Below are 22,587 nucleotides of genomic sequence, written 5' to 3'. Positions count from 1 at the left end.
GGCGGTATTTAGTCTTTCTCACCCGACTTGAAAACCGCTTTCTGCAACTCTGCCACCTGCGCGAAAAGACGCGGCAACCGGCGCAGCGCCTTGTAGCCGTCCAGATGGGTTTCCATCTTCGTCGCCGGGTACCCAAGGATCACCCGGCCCGCCGGCACCTTGGACAGAATGACCGAGGCCCCGCCCGCGACGACGCCGTCGCCCACGGTGGTGTTGTCGGTCACGCCGACCTGGCCGCCAAACACGACATTGTTGCCGATGGTGGTCGACCCGGCGATGCCGACCATGGCGGCGAACAGGCAATCATTGCCAACGATGCAATTGTGCGCGACATGGCACAGGTTGTCGATCTTGGTGCCATTGCCGATCCGCGTGGGCCGGATCGTGCCGGCATCGACACAGGAATTGCACCCGATCTCGACGTCGTCACCGATCACCACGGCGCCCAGCGAATGGATGCGGACCCAGGCCTGGGCCTTGCTGTCGCCGGCATGGCCCAACGTGGCGCGGGCCTGCTCCACCGCGTTTTCCTCGGGGGTGACAAAGGAAAACCCATCCTGCCCGATGGCCGCGCCGGCATGGGCGGCAAAGCGGTCGCCGATCCGCACACGCGGGCCGATGCGCACCCCCGCATGCAGCGTGGCCCCCGCGCCGATCACCGCGTCCGGTCCGATATAGCATTGCGGTCCGATGACCGATCCGGCGCCGATCCGCGCCCCGGCCGCGATGATGGTGAAGGGGCCGACATGCACATCGGCGCCCAGATCCGCACCGGGATCGACGATGGCCTGGGGGTGGATCCCCGTTCCATAGCCCGGCCCGGCATCCATCATCCGTGTGATCCCCGCCATGGCCATGCGCGGACGCGGCACCAGGATGGCGGCCTCCAGCCCCAGGTCCTGCCAATCGGCATCCTGCCAGACCATCGCGGCACGGGCGGCACCCTGCCCCAGCCTTTCGGCGAATTCCGGCTTCATCGCCAGCGCCAGCTGGGTGGCGGCGGCGTCGGCCGGCTCGGCCACGCTGTCCATGGCCAGAGACACATCGCCCCGGGCTTCGCAGCCCAGGGCATCGGCAATCTGTTGAACGCTATAGGTCATGTGGTCCCCGCTGAAACGTGCGGGCAGGCTTATCCGCGAATGGCGTGCAGCGAAACCCCCGCTGCGTCCAGCGCCTCCCAGATCTGAGCGTCACGGCCATAGATGTCGGCGCGGAAATTGGTGCGGCCCTGCGCATCGGTAAAGGCGGTGCGATAGATCAGGTGCACCTGGATCGGCGTGTCCAGGTCGACCTTGGTTTCGCGGCCGGTGTTCAGGATCGACTGGAACAGCCCCTTGGGATCGTCCTCCTGCACGGCCAGCAGCGCATAGGCGAAATCGAACGGATCGGCCAGGCGGATGCACCCGTGGGAGAAGGCGCGGACCTCACGCTGGAACAGGCTCTTGGCCGGGGTGTCGTGCAGGTAGATGTTGTTCGAATTGGGGAACATGAACTTCACCAGCCCCAGGGCATTGGTGTTCGAAGGCGGCTGTTTCAGGTCAAAGGGGAAGTTGCGGGCGTTATAGCCGGCGAAGTTGACCGCGCCGCGCGGCACCGTCCGGCCGCGACTGTCGACGACGCGCAGGTGGCTGACCGCATGGGGGTTCTGGCGCAGCAGCGGCAGGTATTCCTTGACGGTGATGGAACGCGGAACATTCCACGTCGGGTTGATGATCATATGCTCCATCACGTCGGAGAATTCCGGCGTGCGACGGCCCGATTGCTTGGACCCGATGACGGCGCGGGTCTGGAAGGTCACACGGTCGAAATCGACGATCCGGGCGGAGAAATCGGTGAGGTTCACCAGCACGTGGCGATCACCGCGCGTACGGTTCAGCCAGCGTTCCCGCTCCATCGCGACGGTGATGGACTTCAGGCGCTGTTCCAGCGGGGTGTTGATTTCCCGCATCGTGGCACCGCCCGCCACACCGTCATCGGCAAGGCCATGGTCGATCTGGAACGCCTGCACCGCCTTTTGCAGCGCGCCGTCATATTCGGCAGAGGCGCTGCGCCCCATGTAGCCCATCGTGTGCAGCCGGTCGCGCAGGGCGACAACGGCGCGGCCCCGGTCGCCGGGTTCCAGCGCCTTGGCGGGCACCGCCGGGCCATAGCCGCCCATGTCCAGTGCGCGCTGCATCTCCATCCGGGTTTTCACCAGCCGCACGTATTCGGCGTTCGCCGGCGGAAGGGCACGGACGAACCCCACCGGATCGGCAGAGGTGATTCCGTGCAGATACTGGCTTTTGTCGCGCAACGGCACCTTGCGCACGATCTCGGAATTCACCTTGGACGGGGTCAGGATGCCGGTTTGCACATCCACCGCGAAATCCAGGTAAAGCCGCGTCAGCTCGACATCCAGAAAGCCCATTTCCCGTGGATTGGCCGCGCCGGATTTCAGCAAGGCCATCAGGCGGTTGGCATTGTATTGGCCCGCGGGAAGCGCATGGGCGGGGGCCATTTCCATGGCCGCCAACAGGGCGCGGCGGCGGGCCAGCCCCTCTTCGCCCTCGGCGGTGAAGATCGGGGCGAAATCCCGTTCCCGGTAGAAAGCCGCCAACTGCCGGTCGCGCGACGCGGCTTCGGCAACCGCCTGTTTCAGGGCCGTGACCTGAGCCTGCGCCGGGCTGGCCGTGCCCAGCGTGACCGCGACGGCCCCCGCCTGACAGAGAAGCGTCATCGCCCTGGCGGAAAACAGCTTGGAAATCATGCGTGGCGTCCTCTTGATCGCGAATTTGTGACCCCCAATGTGATGGTACCCGCATCCCTCTGTCCAGACACAAAAAGGTCAGGATGGTGGATGCCGCCGCTGCGGTGCAGGGCCGCGACAAGGCCTCTGCAAGGCCCCGCAAGCGCCATGAACAAACCGCGATCGCAGTGGAGATTGGCGAAAAACATCCTGCATCTAAGCGGGTTTCTGCCGAAAATCACAGGTTCGTTACAATACGAACCAATCGCGTCTTGGAGGAGCGGGCCGTGCGTGCAATAAAAACCGGGCATCTGGGGATAGATAGCAAAAGCTGCGTAACATCGCGGCAACACAGGTAAGCGACGGGACAGCGCTCTCAATGACTGACTCAAGAACAGCGAACTATTCGCGCCGCGCCCTGTTGGGCGCTTTCGCAGCAACCGCCGTGACGGCGGCGCCGACTTTCTCAAAGGCGGCAGGCTTCTTGCGCAACTCCGGCGATATTCGCCGCCTGCGCATGTATTCGGCCCGCACCGGTGAACGGCTCGACATGATCTACTGGATCGAGGGCGAGTATATTGCCGACGCGGTCAAGGAAGTGACCCACTTCATGCGCGACTGGCGCACGGACGAACTGATCAATATCGACATGCGAACGATGGACATCATGGCCGCCTCCCACAATCTGCTGAATGTGACGGAACCGTTCATGCTTTTGTCGGGCTACCGCAGCCCGAAGACCAACGCGATGCTTCGCGCCCGGTCCAGCGGCGTGGCCAAGAACTCGCTCCACATGAAAGGACAGGCGGCCGACCTGCGCCTGTCCTCCCGATCCGTCGGACAAGTGGCCAAGGCCGCATCGGCCTGTGCGGCGGGTGGCGTCGGGCGCTACTCCCGGTCGAACTTCGTGCACATGGATTGCGGACCCGTCCGCACCTGGGGCGCCTGAGCGCTTCGGCCTCCGGCCCCTGCCGCCAGGCAGGTCCGGTGCCGGATCACAGGTCCGTTTGAAAAGGCCGTAGCCGGGAGGCTGCGGCTTTTTCCGTTGGGGGATATGGCGGTCGTGCATCGTCATCGCCGGACCAACCCGCCACTCCCCGCGAAGTTCCCGAAATCCCGTGACTTTTTCTCAAATCCCTGCCCTGGCGCGCTCCCGCGCCACCGCGCCGGATAATTCCGATCAAAACACTCGGCCTTAAATCCCTGACAATAACACTCAACCATTTGATTTTGTACAATTTTTTCTTGACCTCGGCTGGAGGTGCCGCTATCCAGATCTCAGATAGCAAGCCAGCCACCGCCAGCCAGCCATCCAAACCTCTCCGGTATCTGCATAATGCGTCGACGTGCCCCCACCGGGGCCTCCGCTTCGTGCTGCCCCCCCCCCCGACCGTTGCGTCCCGCGCCCTTGCTCAGGGCCGGAACCTAGATGGGCCGGGGTTGTTGATCCTTTGAAGAACAGAGGATCGCACATGAACATCGAACTCACCGTGAATGGCGACACGCATCAGCTGGACCTGGATCCGCGTGTGACGCTTCTGGACGCGCTGCGTGACCACCTGCGACTGACCGGCTCGAAGAAAGGCTGTGACCACGGCCAATGCGGCGCCTGCACGGTGATCGCCGGTGGACGCCGGATCAATGCCTGCCTCAGCCTGGCCGTCACCCATGACGGGGGCGCCGTCACGACTGTCGAGGGTCTGGGGCAGGATGAACTGTCGCCGCTGCAACGGGCCTTTGTCGAACATGACGGGATGCAATGCGGCTATTGCACCCCCGGACAATTGTGTTCCGCCACCGCCATGCTCACCGAGCTTGACCAGGGCTGGCCCAGCCATGTCAGCGCGGAGCTGGACGGCCCCTATGACCTGACAGAGGCAGAGCTGGCCGAACGGATGAGCGGCAATCTGTGCCGCTGCTCATGTTATCCCGGCATCAACGCGGCAATCCGCCAGGCGCGGGAGACGGCGGAATGAGGCCCTTTGACTATCACCGCCCCGATGCTCCCGACGCCGCCTGCCACGCCGCCGCCGAAGCCGGGGCAAAATTCCTCGCGGGCGGCACCAATCTTGTCGACCTGATGAAGCTGGAGGTGATGGCCCCCACCGCATTGGTCGATCTGTCGCGCCTTGGCCTTGACCGGATCGAGGAAGACGGCGAGGGTCTTCGCCTGGGTGCCACCGTCACCAATTCCGACCTGGCCGCCGATCCGCGCATCCGCAGCCAATGGCCGGTGTTGTCGCGCGCCCTGCTGGCCGGCGCTTCCGGCCAGCTGCGCAACAAGGCGACGACCGGCGGCAATCTGCTGCAACGCACCCGCTGCCCCTATTTTTACGACACCTCCGCCGACTGCAACAAGCGCGATCCCGGTGCGGGATGCGCGGCCCTCGGCGGGGTGCAGCGGAACCATGCGATCCTGGGCACCTCGGATCATTGCGTGGCGCTGCATCCCAGCGATATGGCCGTCGCCTTGCGGGCCCTGGATGCGCGCGTTGCCCTGCGGGACGGCGATGGCCTGACGCGGGTGATCGCGATGGATGACCTCTACCGTCTGCCCGGCGACCGGCCTGACCTGGAAACGACACTGGCCCCGGCGGAGCTGATCACCGCCGTTCACCTGCCTGCGCCCCACGGCGACCGGCAGGTTTACCGCAAGGTGCGTGACCGCGCCTCCTATGCGTTTGCGCTGGTGTCGATGGGCGCGGTGCTGGCGATGGACGCGGGGCGGATCACCCATGCGGCGCTGGCCTATGGCGGGCTGGCGCCCCGGCCCTGGCGCGACACCGAAGCCGAAAGCCTGCTGATCGGCGAGCGCCCGTCCGAGGCGCTGTTCGCTGCGGTGGCGGACCGGCTCTTGCGGGATGCTCACCCGCATGAGGGCACGGAATTCAAGGTACCGCTGGCCCGGCGCGTCGTCGCCGCAGTGCTGAGGGAGGCAACGCAATGACCCTGGATCTGAAACTGGACGACCCCCATCCCGCGCACCGCGCCGACGACATGGCGCAGGGTGTTCTGGGTCGGGAGCAGGACCGCCCCGATGGTTGGGTCAAGGTCACAGGCACCGCTCCCTATGCGGCCGAACCGCAGCCTGCCGGGATGCTCCACGGGATGCTGGTCCGGGCGCCGGGGCTGGGCCGGGTGCGGCTGACCAATGCCGAGGCGGTGCGCGCCATGGCGGGTGTGCAACTGGTCCTTCAGGACGCGCGCCTGATCCGCAACGCCGCTCAGGGCACGGCGAACGAAGCCCCGATCCAAGGGGTGGAGGAGGCCGAGTACATCGGCCAGCCCATCGCCCTGGTCGTCGCGGAAACCTTCGAACAGGCGCGCCATGCCGCGCAGGCCGTGCAGGTCGATTGCGCCGGGGCCGACCACCCCGTACGGCCCCGGGACACCACCCCCGAGACGCCGGAGGACAAGCAATTTGCCCGGGGCGATCTGGACCAAGCGATGCGGGAGGCCGCCTTCCGGGTGGAGGCGACCTATACCACCCCCTCGATGATCTCCGCCGCGATGGAGCCGCATGCCGCGCTGGCCGAATGGGACGGCGCGGTGCTGACCCTGCGCGGCGCGTTGCAGATGCTGCGCTTCAACCGGAACGAACTGGCCGATTCCGTCGGCCTGCCTGCCGCTCAGGTGCGCGTCCTGGCGCCCTATGTCGGCGGCGGCTTCGGGTCCAAGCTGGGGATTTCGCCCGATTGTGTCGCCGCCGCACTGGCCGCGATGGAGCTGGGTCGCCCGGTCCGCGTGGTGCAGCACCGCCGCCAGGTGTTCGAGGTCAACACCCGCCGTTCTGAAACACGGCAGCGCATTCGCCTGGCCGCCGATGCGCAGGGTCGCCTGATCGGGCTTGGCCACGAGGCGCTGGTGTCGAACCTGCGTGGCGAGGCCTTCGCCGAACCGGTGTTGCAGGCCAGCCATTTCGCCTATGGCGCCGAAAACCGCGCCCTGCGAATGCAGATCGCGCGGATCAACCGCCCCGCTGCCGGCTCGGTGCGCGCCCCGGGGGAAGCCGTTGGCGTCACCGCCTTCGAAGTGGCGATGGACGAGCTGGCCTGCGCGGCCGGGCTGGACCCGGTGGAGCTGCGCCGCCGCAACATCCCGTCCCGGGATCCTGAACGGGACGTGCCGTTTTCCTCGCACCGGCTGGCTGCGGTGCTGGACGATGGCGCGCGCCGCTTTGGTTGGTCCGATCGCCCGCCGGCCCCGCGTCAGCGGCAGGACGGGGAATGGTGGATCGGCAGCGGCATGGCGGCAGCGTTCCGCGTCAATGCCGTTATGGAGGCCGAAGCCGCGATCACCCTGACCACCGAGGGTGCGCAGGTTCGCAGCGACATGACCGATATCGGCACCGGCAGCTACGCGATCTTTCAGCAGATCGCGGCCGAAGTGCTGGGCCTGCCCCTGGGCCAGGTGGAGGTACTGCTGGGCGATACCGATCTGCCGCCCGGCTCCGGCTCCGGCGGGTCGGTCGGGGCGGCGTCCACCGGGACGGCCGTCTGGCTGGCCGCGATGGAGATCCGCCGCCAGATTGCCAACCGCCTGGAATGCGAGGAGGCGACGTTGACCCTGAAGGATGGCGCGGTGGTGCAGGGCAACACCCGTCGTGCGCTGGCGGAGATTCTGCAAGGCGACCGGCTGGAAGGCCACGGCCACCTGACCCCTGGCGCTGCGGCGAAAAAGGTGCGGCAGGCGACTTTTGGCGCGCATTTCGCCGAAGTCGCGGTCAGCGATGTTACCGGTGAGGTCCGCGTGCGGCGCATGTTGGGCAGCTTTGCCGCCGGGCGCATCCTGAACCTGCGCACCGCCCGATCGCAATGCCATGGCGGCATGACCTGGGGCATCGGCATGGCCCTGACCGAAGCGCTGGAACATGATCCGCGCGACGGTCAGGTGGTCAATCGCGATTTCGCCGCCTACCACGTGCCCACCAATGCCGATGTACCGCCGCTGGAGGTTCATTTCATCAAGGAGCGCGACGATTGGGCCGGCCCCTTGCAGGCCAAGGGCATCGGAGAACTGGGGATCTGCGGCGCCGGTGCCGCGATCCTGAACGCGGTGCACCATGCCTGCGGGGTGCGCCTTCGCGATTTCCCCGCCACGCCGGACCGCGTGCTGGCCGGGCTGGGATAAGATGTCGGGCCTGGTCCGGGTCGAAAGCTCGGGCCGGGTCGTCCTTGCGGCCGGTCATTCCTGGGACGGGGCCGACCTGCGGGCCGCCAACCTTGCTGGCCGGCGTTTCAAAGGGCCCGTTTCCGTCCGGCAAGACTGCTTTGAAAAGAACCACAAAGGGGGGGGCGCCGGATTTGGCGCCCCCCTTCGGGATTCAATTGATGGCCGGGGGGTGCACACGCTGGCCTGAGGTTCGCCAGGGCCGCGCACAAACGGTCGGTCAGTCGTTTACCGGCTGATCGAGCCCGCCAGGCGGTACGCTCAGTTACGGGTGGTGAACTCCCCGCAGGCAATCCGATCGCCCGCGTCACCGGCCGGTTGGCTTTGGTAATCGTCGCTGCCGGAATGCATGACGAAGGCGGCGCCGTCCTCGTCGAGAAGATGGGCTTCAACGGAAAAATCGGGCAGGAAGACCTGCGCCTCGCCGATACCATCGGATTTCACGGTCAGGTTGGGCATGTCGCCCGGATGCGGGCCGTTGGCCGACAAGACCCCGTGATCGGCATCACCTGCGATATGGCCGCCGGCGGATGTGAAATCGTCCGCCGAACAATCGCCGGTCTCGTGCAGGTGGATGCCGTGCAGCCCATCCGGCAGATTGGTCAGGGTCAGCGTCACCAGGGCCGTGCCGCTTTCGGTATCGGCGACGGTCACTCCGCCAAGGGATGTGCCCTCGCGGTCCTGAACCTGGGCTGCGACTTCGGCGGCGTGAACGGCGCCCGAGGCCCCAAGCGCAAGCAGCGTGGCGGCGGTTGCGGTGGCGAATAGGCGGGTCATGCGGATCTCCCTCTTCAGCGGTCTGGGTGCTTTGGTAGCGGTCCGGCCACCCGCGCGGCGACCGGGTCTGACAAACCAACGAAGGGTCCGCCCCCCTGTTCCATCGCGTCCCGGCGCCTAGTCGGTTTCCGCCGGTTCCGGGGTCGTTTGCGGCGCCGGGCGGGCGGCGTAATGGGCGGCAAGGGCCTCGATCTGGGCAGGGGCCAGATCGCGGGCGGCGGCGGACATCAGCGGATCGTGGTCCAGCGCCCCCGACGCCCAGAGCCGCAATTGCGCCGCCAGGTATTGCCTGCCCTGCCCGGCCAGCACCGGTCCACGGTCGCCGCCTCGGGCCGCGCCGCTTTGCGGCCGCGCGGCATCGGCACCGTGGCAGGCGTCGCAGGCAGGCACATCGCGGGTGCCGGAGGCAGCCAGTGTCGCGCCGCGCGCCGCCAGTTCGGAATCCGCCAGCGGATCGCCGGGCGCAGGGCCGCGCAGGGCGGGATCGACAGCCCTGCGGGACAGGTGGCGCGCCAGTTCCGGGATCTCTCTGGCCGGGATCACGCTCATCGCCTGGGCCATGATGCCGGAAGGACGCCGCCCTGAAAGATAGGCACGCATCTGTTCCTCAAGATAGGGCGCGTTCTGGATGTCCAGCCGGGGCACCGGATCGCCCGCCTCGAGGTGGCAGCTCGCGCAGTAGCCCGCCGCGGGCGGGTGCGGCAACTGCGCGGATCGGTCGGGTTGGGATGCCTCTCCTGCGGGGAAGCCGGGGGCCGTGCCGGATTTCACCGCCTCCAGATAGGCCACTACGGACCAGATTTCGTCGCCGCGTCCGGCCACGGGCCAGGCGGGCATGCCGGACATCTTGATCCCGTTCTCGATGATCCAGTGCAGTTCCTGCGGCTGCCAATCGGTGATTGCCTCCGTGATCGGCGGCGGCGCCGGAACCATGGCGCGCATCGTGGCACTGCGCGGCGCGTCGGGTCGGGCGTGGCAGGTCGCGCAGGCACTGGCGTAATGGTGTGCGCCCAGGGCGATCAGGTCGGGATCCTCCAGCGGTGGAACCGCGCTTTTGTCCGGGGCGCGCAAGGCGACGGAATTGCGGAACGTGGTGTGCAGCACCCAGGACACGCCTGGCAGATGCCCCGCCTGGGCGGACACGTTGTAAAGGCCCATGCCCACCACCGCCGCGCCTCCGGCGGCGCCCAACCCGGCCAATACGGCGAGTGTGAGTGCGATCGTCCTCATGCCATCCCCCTGTCTTGCAGCGCCTGGCCGGTCAGCATCAGCCCGGCCACCAGGTAGACCGGCGTGCCGATTGCCAGCATCAGCATCCCGCCCACCTGTTGCCCGGCCAGGTCCGGCGCGGTGCCGCAGATCGCGGCATAAAGATCGCGCGGCGCCAGCACGATCAGCGCGCCCAGCAACGTCATGTGCATCGAGGTCAGCAACAGGCCCCCCGCCCCGGCCAGCGGCCGGTCGGGGCGCAGGCAGCCAGCCCAGACCAGCAGCCCCACCGCCAGGAACGACGCCTGTTCCGCCGCGAACCCCGACGCCTCGGTGCGGCCCAGCCCATGCGCCTGCGGCAGGTGCCAGCCCCAGACCACGACGAATTCCACCGCCGCCGCCAGCAAGGGCGGTACCGGCACATGGCGCAGCAGCGCGGGCCAGCCCAGCACGATCAACGGCGCGGCCAGCGCCACCAGCGTCATGTGGCGCAGCATATGGGCGGCGAACAGCGGCATCAGGCTGTTCAGCGGGACCAGCCAGATCGCCGCCAGCAGGGCCAGACCGGGCAGGAGGAACAGCGCCTTCATTGGCAGCCCTCGATCAGGATCAGCGGCAGGGAGACGAAGACCACCCCGATGAACGAGATCACCGCCAGCAGAAACGCGGCATGTCCCAGAAAATGATGCCGGTCCTCGGCCCGGCCGCGCCGGTTGACGAAATCGCCGGTGCGCCGGACGTCCCATTGCCGCAGCGCGCGCCAGCCGATCCAGGCGATCAGCAGCAGCACGGCGGCGCTGAACAGGCCCAGGCCCTGGCGCACCTCGGTGATTGGCCAGCCCTTGGCGCAGGACATGGCGACCAGCCCGTAGCAGATGACGAAATGCGCGGCCCAGGCCACCGGCGCAAGGGTGATCCGCCACAGGCTGGCGGATTCCTCGGCGAATTCGGCTTCCTCTTCGTCCGGGCGGGGCTGGTGCTCTTCGGTCATGCGACCCCCGGCACCAGGATCATGACCGCCCCGGCGACAGCCACCGACAGCGCGTGGAAATGCCAGAACAGAGAGATGTTCCACAGATCCGCGTCATAGCGCGGCGTCAGTTTGCCGAAGATGGATCCGGCCAGGCAATAGAGCTGCATGATCGTGCCCAGCCCGGCATGGACGATGATCCAGACCGCCAGCGCGCACAGGATGGCGGGATAGACATGGGTGGTCGGCTCCAACGCCGTGACCGCACCCAGCATCGCGGCGATGCCCAGGCTGCCGAGCACCGCACCGGTGCCCAGACAGATCCGGGCGCCGGTCACGGCTCCGCGCCGGTTGGACCGACGGGCGAACAGCGTCAAGGCCCAGGACAGCAGCAGCGCGCCACAGGACAGCGCCACCAGAACCGCATCGGCATGAAGCGCACCCTCGGGCGGGAAATCGGGCCGCGCGGTCCAATAGAAGAACACCCCGAAGATGACAGAGGCAAAGGCCGTCGCATCCCCCAGCATGGTGATCCACATCGCCCACCACCCCGTCGAGGCCGGGCCAGAGGCATAGGTGGGGAGGTTGAGGCCCAGCCCCACATCCTTGCGCGTGTCTTCCGGCGCGGGCGGGCGCGCTGTCGCCGTCCAGAGCCACCAGATGATCGTGCAGACCGCCAGCGCGCCGCTGATGATCGCGGGGGTATAGAGGCTGAAGGTCGGCAGGATGAAGGCTCCTCCGGTAAAGGCCGCCGCCAGATGCGTGATCCAGGTCGGACCGGTGACGCGCTGCACCTGGATCGGTTCGGCATCGATGACGGAGGTGATCAGCGTCTCGCGGCGTCCCTCCTGCGCATCAGGCAGGTAATAGCGGCCCTGATCCATGCGCGCGACCATCTCCGGCTGATCCCAAAGCGGGTAGCGCGTGGTGACATGCGGGATCGACCGCACGCCCCAGGCCTGTTCGGGCACGTCGTGGGTCCATTCCAGGGTGCCCGCCTGCCAGGGGTTGCGCGCGATACGGGGCTGGCCACCCTTGGGCCGGAACAGATCCCAGACAAAGACGGCGAAACCCGCCGCGATCACCACCGACCCGGCCGAGGACACCAGGTTCAGCGTGCTCCACCCCAGGTCGTCGGGATAGGTATAGACGCGGCGCGGCATCCCGCGCAGCCCGGTCAGGTGCATCGGCAGGAATGTCAGGTTGAACCCGATGAAGATCAGCCAGAAGGCCCAGCGGCCCAGGACCTCGGACAGCATCCGTTTGCGGATGAACGGGAAGAAGTAATAGACCCCCGCCATAACCGGAAAGACCATGCCACCGAACAGCGTGTAATGCAGGTGCGCGACCACGAAATAGGTGTCATGCGCCTGGAAATCGAATGGCGCCAGCGCCAGCATCACGCCGGTCAGCCCCCCCATGATGAAGATCGCCAGCGCCCCCGCGATCCACAGCATCGGCAGGTTCAGGCGCACCCGCCCGGCCATCAGCGTGGCAAGGAATGCAAACAATTGGATGCCCGTCGGGATCACCACCGCCTCCGACGCGGCAGAGAAGAAGCCCAGCGATATCGACGGCAGCCCGGTGGTGAACATGTGATGCACCCACAGCCCGAAGGACAGGAACCCGGTGCCCACCGCTGACAGAACGATCCAGGAATAGCCCACGATCGGCCGCCGCGCGACGGTGGGGATCACCATGGCGGCGATGGCGACGGAAGGCAGGAAGATGATGTAGACCTCGGGATGGCCGAAGATCCAGAACAGGTGCTGCCACAACATCGGATCGCCACCGCGCGTCGGATCGAAGAACGGCCAGTCGAAGGAGCGTTCCAGCTCGAACAGGAAATCGCCCGCGATCAGTGGCGGAAAGGCGAACAGGATCATCCCGCCAACCACCAGCACATACCAGGCATAAAGCGGCATCAGGTTCACCCGCATCCCCGGCGGGCGGCATTTCAGCGTCCCCACGATCAGCTCCACCGCCGCCGCGATGGAGGCGATCTCGATGAAGCTGAGGCCGAGCAGCCAGATATCGCTGCCCGGTCCGGGATCCTGCGTGGCCAACGGCGGATACATGAACCATCCCGCCCGCGGCGCGCTGTCAAAGGCCAACGAACCGATGACAAAGATGCCGCCGATCAGGAAACACCAGTAGCCAAAGGCCGACAGGCGCGGAAACGGCATGTCCCGCGCACCCAGCATCCCCGGCAGGATCAGGATGGAGATCGCCTCGAACATGGGGACGGCGAACAGGAACATCATGGCAGAGCCATGCATGGTGAACAGCTGGTTGAACCGGTCGGCGGAGATCAGGTCATTCTCCGGCACCGCCAGCTGCGCCCGGATCAGCAGCGCCATGACCCCGGCCATCAGCATGAAGATCAGCGCCGTGGTGGAATACCATTTGCCGACTTCCGTATTGTTCACCGCCGTGGGATAGCGCCAGCCGCGTGGCGTCGCCCAGGCCCGGCGCAGACGCTCCGCCTGGGCGCGCTGCGTCTCCTCGGAGACCGGTGTTTCCAATGACTCGCAGGTCGGCGGATAGGGCCCGGTGGCCACCGGCAACGGGTCGGGACGCGGATCGCTGTCGGTCATTTCAGCCCTTTCAGATAGCGCGCCAGATCATCAAGTTGGGCGTCGGACAGATGGGAATAGGCGGGCATCCGGACTTCAGGCTTCAGGGCGCCGGTATGTTCGACCCACATACGGTAATCGTCCAGCGTCGCACCCAGCCGCCCGGCGCCCAGCGACAGCCGGCTGCCGACATGGGTCAGGTCCGGTCCCACCTGCCCCACGGCGGCTGTGCCGCGCACGGTGTGGCAGGCGCCGCAGCCCTCCGACCGGAACAGCGCGGCGCCTCGCCGCGCGGCGGCGCTTTCGGCCGGCACGGCCGGTCGCGCCTCGGCGCGCAGCCAGTCGTCAAAGGCCTCGGGCGGCATCACGACGGCCTCGAACGCCATCCAGGCATGGCTTGCACCGCAGAATTCCGCACATTGACCACGATAGGTGCCGGGCTTTTCCGGGCGCAACGACAGGAATGTCTCCCGCCCCGGAAACATGTCCATCTTGCCGCCCAGGGCAGGGATCCAGAAGGAATGGATGACGCGATCACTATCGAGCAGGAACTCCGTTCGTTCGCCGGCGGGGAGGCGAATCTCGTTGGCGGAGACGATCGGCTGGTCTGCCCCCTCGGGCCAGTATTCGACGCGCCACCACCATTGTTCGCCTGTGACGCGGACCCGCAAGCCGTCGCCGGGCTGGCGCTGATCGGGCAGCAGGCCCAGCCCCCAGACCAGCAATCCGGCCAGCAGAGCGGTGGGAAAGACGATGCCGCCGCCGATCAGCAGCGGTCGGGTCCAGGCTTCGGGAAACCGGCCCTTGGCGATCCGCGACAGGTAGAAGAAGGCTCCGTTCATCGCCAGCCACAACACGACGGCGCCGATCAGCAACACCCACCACAGCTGCGCGATGGCAGCGGCGTCCTCGCCCGCGGCGTTCAGTGCGGATTGACGCCCCGCGCAGCCCGCCAACACCAGCGGCAGCAGAAATGCCCCGACCCGCCGGGCACCAAGCCCGGCCCCCGATCCAGACAAACTGACGCGCGACCTCACCACCATGTGATGGTAACGCCGCCGGAGGTCGGGCGTTCCCTGACCGTGCGGATATTTTCTGCGCTGCGTCACGGCCCCTGTCGGCCGGGCACTATGCCGGCACCGGGGCGCGCCCGATCGCTCAGTCAGGACGCGGGGAAAACGGGCTGACGGTGTCACCTTGTTGGCGCGAATTGCGCGCGGACGATCGGCAATCGGGACAGATCGCGTAGCTTCTGGCGAAATACCGTTCATCCGGTCGGGCAAAAGTATCCACCCAGTTTTCCCCGATCAGGAAGGCGCAGCAGATGGAGCAGCGGCTGTGGTCATAATGATCTGCGAAGGCCGCAACGGCCCCGCTGAGGAATTTCTGCCGGGTCAGGACCACCCTGTGATCCAGCCGCAGTGCGCCGTCCAGCTCGGGCGTGATGGTCAGACGGAACAGGCGTTTGACCGTTGGTGCGTCGCATCGGTACAGCATCTGGAACGGCTGCATGTCCATGCGACAGGCGAAGAAGATGTCACTAAGGAAAAGCTGCGTCTGGTACTCCGTCACGAAGGCCCAGAGACGTTGCCCCAACACCAGTTCGGACCGTGCGCCCGGCGCGTTGTTCTTCGTCGCGAAAGCGTCCCAATGCGGCCCGACGGACAGGATGATATCCTCTCCGCTCAGCCTGTAGGAATTATCCGCATCCATAGCCGCGCCAATACATCCACCAAACCCGCAACAGCGACCTTGCGCAAATAATAGGATCGAAAGGGCCGAATGGGCAAGGCCTATGATCACTCAATTGCCCCGTTGGCCAGCTCACAAGGCCACGCCGCACCATTCACCGGCCACGGTCAGATTTCTACGGTTTCAACGGGAAGTGGCGCACCCGAAAGGATTCGAACCTTTGGCCTCTGCCTTCGGAGGGCAGCGCTCTATACTTTATGCTATTGTTTTTATTAACAAACCTACAGCCATCACTCGGATATTTGCCGTTGTTTTCGTGCGTTTCTGGGCATTTCTGTGCGCCCAGTTGCTTCACGACACTCGCTCGAGTTTACAAACCAACCAACCCAAACAAACAGGCGATTTACAACCGCTCTTTCGTCGAACCTTAAGAAGGCCAGATCAACGCTCCCGCTTGACACCAAAGCCTCTGTCGCTCAACTCTAGGCCGAAGAAACTTTAAGGCTTTCAATGTTGGATTCGTTACAAAAAAATTGGAAAGAAGCTCTTACAGAAGTTCTCGCCTCACTCATTGGGACGCTTGGGATAGTTTTTGTAATCGCTTTCATTCTCTCCAGACAAATCGAAGAAGGCAAAGTAACTACTTCGTTTAGCAGGTACTTCAACGAAGGCCAAATCGGCCTATCTGTGCTTTCCATATCTGGTGTGATGTTTCTAGCACTGCGGAAGCACGGGAAACTAAATGAGATTGTCTCTATCGTCCTTTACCTGTGTTTCATCATTCCGCTTGTGGCAACCGCGTTCATAATCGGGATAAATCCTGGTTTTGAGAAAGAGGTTTTAACCTCTACAAACGTATCCTTGCTTTGGCAGTTCTACTTCGGGCTTCACTTGGTCTGGTTTTTGATACTGGCACTGAAACCAACAATCCCCAGCAGCGAAGAGGCGGGCGCAGCGGAAAACAATCGGATTACCGATATGCCAAGGAAGGCGGCACAAATTGGAAAATGAACTAGAGCCCGTCAAAATCGTAGTTTCAAAGGTTTCCCAGCCTATCGGAGAATTTTACGTTGGGAGCATCGAGTCGAGGCAGCTACGCGCTATTTCCTATGTTGAAATCCGCGCCTTCCTTGAAGGAACTCAAAAGAAAATCGCAGGCATTCAGCGTGAGCGCAACGAAGGTCGCATTAACGAAATTAAACGATATGTGAACCTTGAGTACGCAACTTTTCCAACATCTGTAATTATCTCAGTACCCCCAGAGTGTGTCGATTTTGAGCCGTACTGCGAAAATGCCGATGAAGGGTCAGCGATACAGAAAATGACCTTGAAGCCCTTTGGCAACGAAGGCGACGAGGACTACACGCCGCTTGACCGTATCGCTTTCATTATCGACGGCCAACACAGGGTCGCCGGCCTGGAAGGGCTGAAAGATGGCAAGTTGTTCGACGTTAATGTTTCCATTTTTATAGGCGCGTCAGAGGCCGACAAGGCTGAGATTTTCGCTCGTGTCAACCAAGCTCAAACTAAGGTGAATCCCAGCCTGGTTGTGGACCTTGCTTCGTTTTACGAAGAACGCGGCCCCATGAAGTTTGCGCACGAAATCATTTTGGCAATGAACCACGACGAAGAAGGGCCGTTCCACGATAAGATAAAACGACTGGGAAAGGCGGAAGCTGGTAAGGGGCATATTCAAACACTTGCGCAGGCAACTGTTGTCAAACCGCTTCTTGATTACATCACTCCAGATCCCGAAGGTGACCGCAATAAGCGCTACAAAGGCATTTTCTCGTCTAAGAGGCCAGTAAACGCTTGGACGCGCCATATATTCCAGCCGTTCTATGACGATGACAACGATGCGGCAGTTTTCCTTTGTCTTACCAACTACTTTAACGCTGTTAAGGCGAGATGGCCAAAGCTCTGGGATGATGCGCCAGCAGGTACGGTTCTTAACCGAACCACTGGGTACGGGGCCCTGATGAAATTTTTGCGCCCTGTCTATTTGTCCAAGTGTGACAAAGGCGAAATACTCACCCGTGACGCTTGTGACGAAGTCTTTAGAGGTATCAGCATTCCCGATGAAGAGTTGACGCGAGAGCACTTTTTGCCAGGTAGTTCAGGTGTCTCCACACTCTACAATCGCTTGCTGGACGAGTCTGGTTTGTCTGACAAGCAGTCAAAACAGCAAACGCTCTTCTAGATTTTGAATTTCTATCGAAGTCTTCGTTCAACCGACTTTCTTGCCGAGGGATAGCATTCGAGTAACAGCCCTCTTTTGGTGTTCGGGGCTGTGATGCCAATAGTTTGATTGTATGGTTTCAATGCTGGTGCTGAAATAGTCGGCAGCGTCTTCGGCTGACATTCCGCTCTGGATCGCAAGGGTAATCGCTGTGTGCTTTAGAGTATGGGGGGTTATACGTTTTACACCTGCCCGCTTTGCTGCACCTTCAAGAGCCTTGCCAATGTCTAAAACGGGCTTGCCCGGATGTCTTGGGTGCTCAACGATGAAGCGCCCATCGTGAAGCCGTTTCCAACGCTCGAGATGAGCCAACAACCGGCCTGGTATGGCGTGGGGTCGCCGTGCTTTGACCGTTTGCGCTTCGTCCTCCCCTGCACGCCACCAAATGCCCCGTGCCAGGTCTACCCAAGGTCCGTCGGTGCGCCGCTCCCAAGTTGACTTAGCAACAGTCCTCGGACGGCTCCCTGTATAAAACTGACAAAGCGCGAGGCGAGCAGCGTGCCGGCTTCGCTTATTTCGCCACAACGCCCAAAGAAGCCGGGCGAACTCGTCGCGCGTCAGCCATTCAGTCCTGGGCTTGCCTGTTGGTGGCAACCAAACGGCGGGAGCCCCCACAAGCAGACGGTCCCGATGAGCTTTATTTAGCGCCGCGCGTAACACCGAAAGTTCACGGCGAGCCGTGCTGGCCGTTTGCCGTGTTCTAACATATGCTTGGCAGGTCTTTTCGCTGACCTGGCCGCAGCTTTTACCCGACCAAAACAACACCAATTGCTTCACAGCGTAGGCTTGCCGTTCAGGCGCGGCCATATCCGCTCTTAAGTCTTCAATATACCGCGCAAGAACAACCGACACACTTACATCATCCGGAGCCATCGGAGTACTTGGCACGTCAATGCGTTGTGCTAGATAGCGTGCGAGCGCATTTTCAGCAGCTTCACGGCCGCCTGTGCCGCGATGTCCTGTTCTTGTATCTTTGCCACCGTCACGGATGACCCACTCGCCCGTATCGGGACGACAGTAGAGTCTCGCTGGCTTTCTTGGTCTGGGCATAACAAATATTTATCAAGGGCTTGATGGTGAATACGGTAAGACTTGCCTACGCGTCTGGCAACCAACTGGCCCGAGCGAATTTCAGCGCACACCGTTCCGTATGGAACGTTAAGAAGTTCTGCGACTTCTTGGGGACTGTATGCGAGCTTGGCTTTCATGGAGACTATTTAGCGGATCTGGTGGGTTTTCAAGAGGCAGGGACAAAAAACAGAAAGAAGCCCTTTCTCAAACCGCATTTCGAACAGGAAACCAATCACCATCTCCCCAGAGCTCACCTCGGCCTATAGATGAGATATACAATCATTTATTAATGTTAAATTACAATATCTTAGCGAATTCTATAGGGACACCTACGATGTCCCATTATCGGGACAGAGCTGGTGTCCCTAACTGTCCCGCAATCGGACAAATCTGTCATTTATTTGGGAAACCTATGTCTCTTACCTAACTCCCGGTTAGACAATCAAGAGGAAGAAAATGATACTCAATTTAGACCAGATTAAGAAAATTGAAAAAGTCGTAGGGCAAGACATTGCCAACGAGTTTTTGAAGCAGCAGAAAACTGAAAAGGACAAAGAGAAAGAGCAAAAGAAACGCAGGCTCAACAAAGACTTTACTCAGGTTTATCCTGCCGGTTGGTATCGCATTCAAAGCCTTTTGAACATCAGCCCATCCGCTGCGCGTGTGTATGTTTTTCTGGCTGAAAACATTGGTCCAGATGGAGCAGTATGCGCGAGCCGTAGGACACTTGCCGAAGCCTTGAAATACTCAGAAAAGACCATTTCCAGACACACAAAGACGCTCGAAAAAGAAGGCGCAATCGTCATTCTTAAACTGGGCACAGCCAATGTGTATTGTTTGAACCCAGGAGAAGTTTGGAAGAGCTTCAGCGAAGCCAAAAGCCACGCGGCATTCAACACAAAAACACTTGTCTCCAAGTCTGAGAACCCGTTTGTCAAAAAGCGGCTGGCGACCCTCGTAGGAAAGGAAGAAGGCACCGTCAAAGAGGAAGATTTCGAACTTTATGAAGACGTTGAAAAGATGCTTCAGGTCGCAGACGATGAGCATGAAAAAGACCCGACCGAGCAGACCTGAGCCAATGACAACACAAACTTTTTTTGGGGTACGCGTCTTCTTTCCCCATCTCCTTCGTAAACACGAAGGAGACGCAAATGGACAACGCCGAAAAGAAGAGAGAACAACGCCGCCGCTGGAAGGCCGCGGGGTGGCGTGAAATACGGGTGCGTGTAGCCGCCGAGCACGCCAACGAAGTAAAGGCTTTTGCCGCTTCTCTTCCTGCCCCAAGGTCGAAGTCAAATCCCAATCAACAGATACTACCGATAGAGGGTTTGTGATGCTGCGGGACTTGAAAATGTGGAATGACGACGAGTTAAAGCGTGGCGTTTGTTTTCTTGCCCAGACAACAGACGCGCCAGAACTTGGAGATTTGGCTGACTGCCCCGACTGGGTCCGCACTTGTGCTTTGAAATATTTAGAATTCCTGCTTGAGGGTGGCCCTGAGACACCGATAGAGGCAAACGTGTTTCAAGCCCAAACGAACTACGAGAAGAGGATGAGGGCTAAGCTGATAGCAGCGCGGGACGAGTTGTTTCATCGTTTGGATTGGTTGAGCGGAAATAGTGAGTACCGCGAACGCTTTGGGCGGTTGGACGCAGTGCCAGATTGGGTCGCAGAGGCTGCGGCAAGAAATTTAAAGCAACAGATTTTCAATATATCGACGGGGCAAAGAAAGAACCCGGCTACAGCTAAGGGATGGAAAATATGAAGGCTACAGAAGCACCGTCGGAGGCGCTCAACACATTCAGAAGGTTGTTCGTGTCTGGCAAAAAAAAAGACACGGTCCAGCAGACTCAACCGGGACTGACGGCGAAGCGCCAAAGCTGGCACGAGCGGATGGAAGCAAGAGACGCTGAATTCAAAAAGCGCGAAGAAGAAGCCAACAATAATAAGAAGAAAAATGAGAAGGAAAAGAAGAAGAAGGAGCGCGGCAGAAAGACCGATGCCGCTCTACAAAAGGGCGTCACAGCCGCCCAGAAAATGCTAAGAGTTGGCGACGACCTAACCCGTTAGGTTTTGACAAACTGAAACAAACTGACCCGCCCTTGTGGCGGGTTTTTTGATGTGTGTGATTTTTTCCTATTTGCCTACCAGGCCCCGCCGATTGAGGGCGCACTTGGAAGCTTAAGCCCCTGCGGGTCTTAAGCGTGCGCCCTCCGGGGGCCGCGCTGCGGAGCGATTTCATCGAGACGCTTCCAGCGGGGAACGCGGCTCAGGGCCGCATTGGAGAAATCACATATGGCGGCTTCATACGCGGCGAGCATCAACATCAAACATATCAGCACCAGTCCAAAAGCTCGCAAAGTCCTTTCCTTGACTGAAGCCATAGCCACCGCCAAGGCTCGCTTTCGCTACCAGACGCGAGACGCCGCCTGTGGCGATGAAGATGTAATATGCCACACTGAAGGCCAATCTCTCACGGGCGACAAACAAGCAGTCAAAAGCAAGGCCTATGCCGCCCTCGCCGCTCGCGCCAAGAAACACACCGAGAAAAACGGTATTCGACTTTGCGACACCGGCCATATCTCACTTCCGAATGACGCATCGACGGAAGAGCAACGAGAGATTGCCGAAACCTTAGTGGCGGACATGGCAGGCGATAGCCAAGCCCTTGTGGTTGCGTCTATCCATCACGACAAGAAGGGGAACAAACACCTTCATTGGTGGGCAGTTGATGGCCTTGAAACCAGGGAGGCAGCGATAGCCAGAAACCCAGAAGCCAAGCGAGTTCGACAACGTGACCAACTCAGATTGAACGAAGGCGGGAGCCGCCAAGACTGGCGTGAGCGGATGGCGGGAGTTGTAAACCAAGTCGCCGAGAAGCACGGACGGAAAAAGGCAGAGCACCGCAGCCTAAAAGACCAAGGAATTGATAGAGCGCCTCAGCTTCACGAGGGCGTCGAAGTTCAAGATAAGCTTGAACGTGGGCATGAGTTCAGCGTGGCCGCTAACGAGCGGATCGAGTCAAACAGCGAAATAATCGCCCAGAACATCCGCGACCAGGGCGGCAGCAAGGCGAAGCAAATTCGCGCCATTCCGAAGCGTTGGAGGCTCCCCAAGTTTTTAGACTCTTGGCGGTCAAAACTTGGCTTCCTCAATCGTTCGGAAGTAAAAGAAGAAGCAAACAAGACGCCCGCAAACACCGACAAATTCGGAAGCCAGATGCGGACCTTCCCCCGAATTCCTCGCTTCAACAAAGACGGTCAGACTTCAGGGCTGGCCGCTTCTCGTCTTCCTTCGCAACACATAGAGGACACTACGCGAAATGCCGCCAGTAACGGCGGCAGATAAAAACCCCCGACCTGAAAGGCCGAGGGTTGCTTCTCTCGCACCCCACAGGAGTCAGAGCGGTCGAGAACAAGTAAAGGCGTAAATTGCTTGGACGCTCTCCCCAGGGCCATTCCACGGCGTGTATGAAGCGGAAGCAACCGCATCAACGGTATTGTATCCATCTGTCGTGTTAAGGCCTGTTTCATCGGACGTTCTGTCCAGGACAACAAACTCTTCCACCTGGATTTGGTCCTCATCAGTCAGGGAAGGCGAAACGCCCGGGAAGAATGTTTCATTCGGGTCCATAACAGTCCCCAGGTTCATTGACGCCTCAGCGCAAAGTGCTGAGGGAAGTGACGCCGAAGAGATTGGCTCCGCGATGAAACCAGAAGGGGCGGAAGTGACAACTTCACCAGGATTGTAGCCCTCTGCGAAAGCCCAAGTGTGCCAATAGCGCCCACCACCGCCAAGGACACGGACAACAACAAATTCCTCATAGAAACGGCCTGGGTCGCGGCTTGAAGTAACCGGCGCGTATGGGGTGAGAGCGAGTGCCTCGATAGGCTCCAGGCCCTGAGTTGCCATTGGTATCGTATCGGCCTCCGTTCCGACAGTACCTGCGGCTTGAGTTGCGAGGACTGCTTCCGCCCCATCAAATGCCGCAGCCGCTTCCCCACCGAACTCGACAACGGCTGTTATCGTGATAATGCCGACCAGCCCGAGCAAAGCAACATACTCAACAAAGGCAGCCGCCCGCGTAGATGATTTAAGTTTTGAAATCGTGAACATTTGAAATCCTCCTGTTTGTTCTGACCAGGAGATAGAGAACTTT

23 protein-coding genes are annotated in these 22,587 nt (G+C 61.7%); 11 read left to right on the top strand and 12 right to left on the bottom strand.

Annotation, left to right across the window (positions count from 1 at the left end):
• Window positions 1-8: 8 nt before the first annotated feature.
• Together lpxD and G5A46_RS13550 are read right to left on the bottom strand one after the other, a co-directional pair.
• On the bottom strand, window positions 9-1,100 hold the full coding sequence (gene lpxD / locus G5A46_RS13555) for a UDP-3-O-(3-hydroxymyristoyl)glucosamine N-acyltransferase (RefSeq protein WP_163850148.1): 1,092 nt from the start codon (window positions 1,098-1,100) through the stop codon (window positions 9-11).
• A gap of 29 nt (window positions 1,101-1,129) precedes the next feature.
• Window positions 1,130-2,746, bottom strand: coding sequence for a L,D-transpeptidase family protein (locus G5A46_RS13550; RefSeq protein WP_163850146.1), 1,617 nt, complete (start codon window positions 2,744-2,746; stop codon window positions 1,130-1,132).
• Between the two features lie 358 nt (window positions 2,747-3,104).
• Here G5A46_RS13550 and mepK point away from each other — a divergent pair, with 358 nt between their 5' ends.
• From mepK to G5A46_RS13530, 4 genes are all read left to right on the top strand, one after another.
• Window positions 3,105-3,674 (top strand): peptidoglycan L,D-endopeptidase MepK, encoded by a 570-nt coding sequence (gene mepK, locus G5A46_RS13545; protein WP_163850144.1) that lies wholly within the window; start codon window positions 3,105-3,107, stop codon window positions 3,672-3,674.
• A gap of 523 nt (window positions 3,675-4,197) precedes the next feature.
• On the top strand, window positions 4,198-4,701 hold the full coding sequence (locus tag G5A46_RS13540; protein ID WP_163850142.1) for a 2Fe-2S iron-sulfur cluster-binding protein: 504 nt from the start codon (window positions 4,198-4,200) through the stop codon (window positions 4,699-4,701).
• Window positions 4,698-5,672 (top strand): FAD binding domain-containing protein, encoded by a 975-nt coding sequence (locus tag G5A46_RS13535; RefSeq protein ID WP_163850141.1) that lies wholly within the window; start codon window positions 4,698-4,700, stop codon window positions 5,670-5,672. Before G5A46_RS13540 ends, G5A46_RS13535 begins: the two co-directional genes overlap by 4 nt.
• A complete protein-coding gene (locus tag G5A46_RS13530; RefSeq protein WP_163850139.1) occupies window positions 5,669-7,855 on the top strand; it encodes a xanthine dehydrogenase family protein molybdopterin-binding subunit in 2,187 nt (728 codons plus the stop codon). Before G5A46_RS13535 ends, G5A46_RS13530 begins: the two co-directional genes overlap by 4 nt.
• A 300-nt stretch (window positions 7,856-8,155) precedes the next feature.
• Here the strand turns inward: G5A46_RS13530 and G5A46_RS13525 are convergent, their stop codons facing one another.
• From G5A46_RS13525 to G5A46_RS13495, 7 genes are all read right to left on the bottom strand, one after another.
• Complete coding sequence (locus tag G5A46_RS13525; RefSeq protein ID WP_163850137.1) at window positions 8,156-8,671, bottom strand: superoxide dismutase family protein; 516 nt, start codon at window positions 8,669-8,671, stop codon at window positions 8,156-8,158.
• 117 nt (window positions 8,672-8,788) lie between these two features.
• The gene (locus G5A46_RS13520; RefSeq protein WP_163850135.1) at window positions 8,789-9,901 is read right to left on the bottom strand and encodes a c-type cytochrome; all 1,113 of its coding nucleotides are present in this window, start codon (window positions 9,899-9,901) and stop codon (window positions 8,789-8,791) included.
• On the bottom strand, window positions 9,898-10,470 hold the full coding sequence (locus tag G5A46_RS13515; RefSeq protein ID WP_204318758.1) for a cytochrome c oxidase assembly protein: 573 nt from the start codon (window positions 10,468-10,470) through the stop codon (window positions 9,898-9,900). Before G5A46_RS13515 ends, G5A46_RS13520 begins: the two co-directional genes overlap by 4 nt.
• Complete coding sequence (locus G5A46_RS13510; RefSeq protein ID WP_163850133.1) at window positions 10,467-10,871, bottom strand: hypothetical protein; 405 nt, start codon at window positions 10,869-10,871, stop codon at window positions 10,467-10,469. Before G5A46_RS13510 ends, G5A46_RS13515 begins: the two co-directional genes overlap by 4 nt.
• Entirely contained in the window at window positions 10,868-13,447 is a 2,580-nt protein-coding gene (ctaD, locus tag G5A46_RS13505; RefSeq protein ID WP_163850131.1) for a cytochrome c oxidase subunit I, read from the bottom strand. The genes G5A46_RS13510 and ctaD overlap by 4 nt, the downstream gene beginning before the upstream one ends.
• Window positions 13,444-14,445 (bottom strand): cytochrome c oxidase subunit II, encoded by a 1,002-nt coding sequence (locus tag G5A46_RS13500; RefSeq protein WP_239520907.1) that lies wholly within the window; start codon window positions 14,443-14,445, stop codon window positions 13,444-13,446. The genes ctaD and G5A46_RS13500 overlap by 4 nt, the downstream gene beginning before the upstream one ends.
• A gap of 139 nt (window positions 14,446-14,584) precedes the next feature.
• Window positions 14,585-15,139 carry a hypothetical protein gene (locus G5A46_RS13495; RefSeq protein ID WP_163850127.1) on the bottom strand — a complete coding sequence of 185 codons (555 nt, stop codon included), beginning with the start codon at window positions 15,137-15,139 and terminating at the stop codon, window positions 14,585-14,587.
• Window positions 15,140-15,628: 489 nt separating this feature from the next.
• Between G5A46_RS13495 and G5A46_RS13490 the strand changes: the two genes are divergently transcribed.
• A complete protein-coding gene (locus G5A46_RS13490) occupies window positions 15,629-16,129 on the top strand; it encodes a hypothetical protein (RefSeq protein WP_163850125.1) in 501 nt (166 codons plus the stop codon).
• Window positions 16,119-17,318: a DGQHR domain-containing protein gene (locus G5A46_RS13485; RefSeq protein ID WP_163850124.1), complete on the top strand. Its 1,200-nt coding sequence runs from the start codon at window positions 16,119-16,121 to the stop codon at window positions 17,316-17,318. The genes G5A46_RS13490 and G5A46_RS13485 overlap by 11 nt, the downstream gene beginning before the upstream one ends.
• Before the next feature lie 27 nt (window positions 17,319-17,345).
• Here G5A46_RS13485 and G5A46_RS13480 read toward each other — a convergent pair whose 3' ends face one another.
• The gene (locus G5A46_RS13480) at window positions 17,346-18,230 is read right to left on the bottom strand and encodes a tyrosine-type recombinase/integrase (RefSeq protein ID WP_163850122.1); all 885 of its coding nucleotides are present in this window, start codon (window positions 18,228-18,230) and stop codon (window positions 17,346-17,348) included.
• A gap of 29 nt (window positions 18,231-18,259) precedes the next feature.
• On the bottom strand, window positions 18,260-18,565 hold the full coding sequence (locus tag G5A46_RS19935; RefSeq protein ID WP_163850120.1) for an excisionase family DNA-binding protein: 306 nt from the start codon (window positions 18,563-18,565) through the stop codon (window positions 18,260-18,262).
• 319 nt (window positions 18,566-18,884) lie between these two features.
• Between G5A46_RS19935 and G5A46_RS13470 the strand changes: the two genes are divergently transcribed.
• The 5 genes from G5A46_RS13470 to G5A46_RS13450 all read left to right on the top strand — a co-directional run bounded on the left by G5A46_RS13470 (window position 18,885) and on the right by G5A46_RS13450 (window position 21,776).
• Window positions 18,885-19,502, top strand: coding sequence for a helix-turn-helix domain-containing protein (locus tag G5A46_RS13470; RefSeq protein WP_163850118.1), 618 nt, complete (start codon window positions 18,885-18,887; stop codon window positions 19,500-19,502).
• Between the two features lie 77 nt (window positions 19,503-19,579).
• Window positions 19,580-19,762, top strand: a complete 183-nt coding sequence (locus G5A46_RS13465) for a hypothetical protein (RefSeq protein WP_163850116.1) — start codon at window positions 19,580-19,582, stop codon at window positions 19,760-19,762.
• A complete protein-coding gene (locus tag G5A46_RS13460) occupies window positions 19,762-20,193 on the top strand; it encodes a hypothetical protein (RefSeq protein ID WP_163850114.1) in 432 nt (143 codons plus the stop codon). The genes G5A46_RS13465 and G5A46_RS13460 overlap by 1 nt, the downstream gene beginning before the upstream one ends.
• Window positions 20,190-20,498 carry a hypothetical protein gene (locus G5A46_RS13455; RefSeq protein ID WP_163850112.1) on the top strand — a complete coding sequence of 103 codons (309 nt, stop codon included), beginning with the start codon at window positions 20,190-20,192 and terminating at the stop codon, window positions 20,496-20,498. Before G5A46_RS13460 ends, G5A46_RS13455 begins: the two co-directional genes overlap by 4 nt.
• Before the next feature lie 225 nt (window positions 20,499-20,723).
• Window positions 20,724-21,776 (top strand): MobA/MobL family protein, encoded by a 1,053-nt coding sequence (locus G5A46_RS13450; RefSeq protein ID WP_163850110.1) that lies wholly within the window; start codon window positions 20,724-20,726, stop codon window positions 21,774-21,776.
• A 51-nt stretch (window positions 21,777-21,827) separates the two neighbouring features.
• Here the strand turns inward: G5A46_RS13450 and G5A46_RS13445 are convergent, their stop codons facing one another.
• Window positions 21,828-22,544 carry a hypothetical protein gene (locus G5A46_RS13445; protein ID WP_163850108.1) on the bottom strand — a complete coding sequence of 239 codons (717 nt, stop codon included), beginning with the start codon at window positions 22,542-22,544 and terminating at the stop codon, window positions 21,828-21,830.
• Window positions 22,545-22,587 lie beyond the last annotated feature (43 nt).

This window comes from Pseudooceanicola aestuarii (assembly GCF_010614805.1).
GTDB lineage: Bacteria > Pseudomonadota > Alphaproteobacteria > Rhodobacterales > Rhodobacteraceae > Pseudooceanicola > Pseudooceanicola aestuarii.
This window is presented reverse-complemented; position numbering and strand designations above follow the sequence as displayed.